The 1,445-nt window shown below is 66.0% G+C and carries 1 protein-coding gene; it reads right to left on the bottom strand.

The window, feature by feature from the left end; translation table 11 throughout:
- Positions 1-22: 22 nt before the first annotated feature.
- Positions 23-1,225 (bottom strand): IS110 family RNA-guided transposase, encoded by a 1,203-nt coding sequence (locus tag NN2_RS35645; RefSeq protein ID WP_063019668.1) that lies wholly within the window; start codon positions 1,223-1,225, stop codon positions 23-25.
- Positions 1,226-1,445 lie beyond the last annotated feature (220 nt).

Genomic DNA, 1,445 nt, shown 5'->3' with positions numbered 1-1,445 from the left:
TCCAGGAGTCTTAATGAGGTTGTCAAGCTGCGAGCGCGACCGGCGGAGCGGGGGTGAACACTCGATCGTCGCGCAGCAACGCCCACAACACCGCGACTCGCCGCCGAGCCAACGCGATCACCGCCTGCACGTGCTTGCAGCCCTCGCTCCGCTTCTTCAGGTAGAAGTCCCGGTTCGGCCCGTCGCGGATGATGCTGGTCTGCGTCGACAGGTAGAACACCCGGCGCAACCGCCGGCTGTAGCGTTTCGGGCGATGCAGGTTCCCGGTCCGTCGACCGGAATCACGAGGGACCGGCACCAACCCCGCCGCCGACGCCAGATGCCCGGCATCGGTGTAGGACGCCAGATCGCCTGCGGCGACGACCAATTCCGCTCCCAGGATCGGACCGAACCCGGGCAAGGACTCGATGACCTCGGCCTGTGGGTGCTCGCGGAAGGTGTCCCGAATTTGGCCTTCGAGGCGTTTAATCCGGTCGTCGAGATCCAGGATCGCCCGCGCGAGCTCGGCCACGATCTGCGCGGCCACGGCCTCACCGGGCAGAGTGGTCTGCTGAGCGGCCGCGGCCGCGATCGCGGTGGCCGCGACGGTCTCGGCGGAGCGGACGTGCCGGTTGGCCAGCCACGCCGTCAACCGGGTGTGCCCGCGGCGGCGGATCGCGGCCGGGGTTTGATACCCGGTCAACAGCACCAACGCCCCCTTGTGAGCGCTGTAGTCGAAAGCCCGTTCCAACGCGGGGAACACCCCGGTCAGCACATCACGCAGCCGGTTGATCATCCGGACCCGGTCCGCGACCAGATCAGCGCGGTGCGCGGTCAGCAACGCGAGGTCGGCCGCCAACTGCGCGGGCACCTCGATCGTCGTGAAATCATTTCTGTGCCTGGATGTTTCAGCGATGACGTAAGCGTCTTTGGCATCGGTTTTTCCTTCTCCCCGGTAGGCGCCCGACATGCGGTTGACGGTTCGTCCGGGCACATACACCGCGGAAATGCCGTGCGCGGCGAGCAAGGCCAGCAACAATGCCGACGCGGTGCCGGAGATATCGACAGCGAAGGACACCTCCTCGGCCAGGGCGAGGATCTCACCCAACGCGGTCAGGATCGCGGTCTCGTCATTGTCGATCTTCTTCGACCACAGCGTGGTACCGGTGGCATCGACAACCGCTGCCCAATGGTGACCTTTACCAGCGTCGACACCGGCCCACGCCCGGGCCCGTGGTGGGTTCACCCAGTACTCCTCGCTCGTTACGGCACAGGTTCGGTCCCAGGAGCACCCCGCTGTCGTCTCCGTAATCAGCGACCACGTATCGCGCGCATATCTCAATCAGCAGCCAGGGCACCCCGGAGGGCCGGACGGCCACTCCTGGAAAGCCACTCGAGGCAAGACATCATCAGCCACATCCGGCCCTCCTGGGCCGCCCAACAACTTACGGAGAACATCATGCGCA

It is taken from the genome of Nocardia nova NBRC 15556 (assembly GCF_001613005.1).
Taxonomy (GTDB): Bacteria; Actinomycetota; Actinomycetes; order Mycobacteriales; family Mycobacteriaceae; genus Nocardia; species Nocardia nova.
This window is presented reverse-complemented; position numbering and strand designations above follow the sequence as displayed.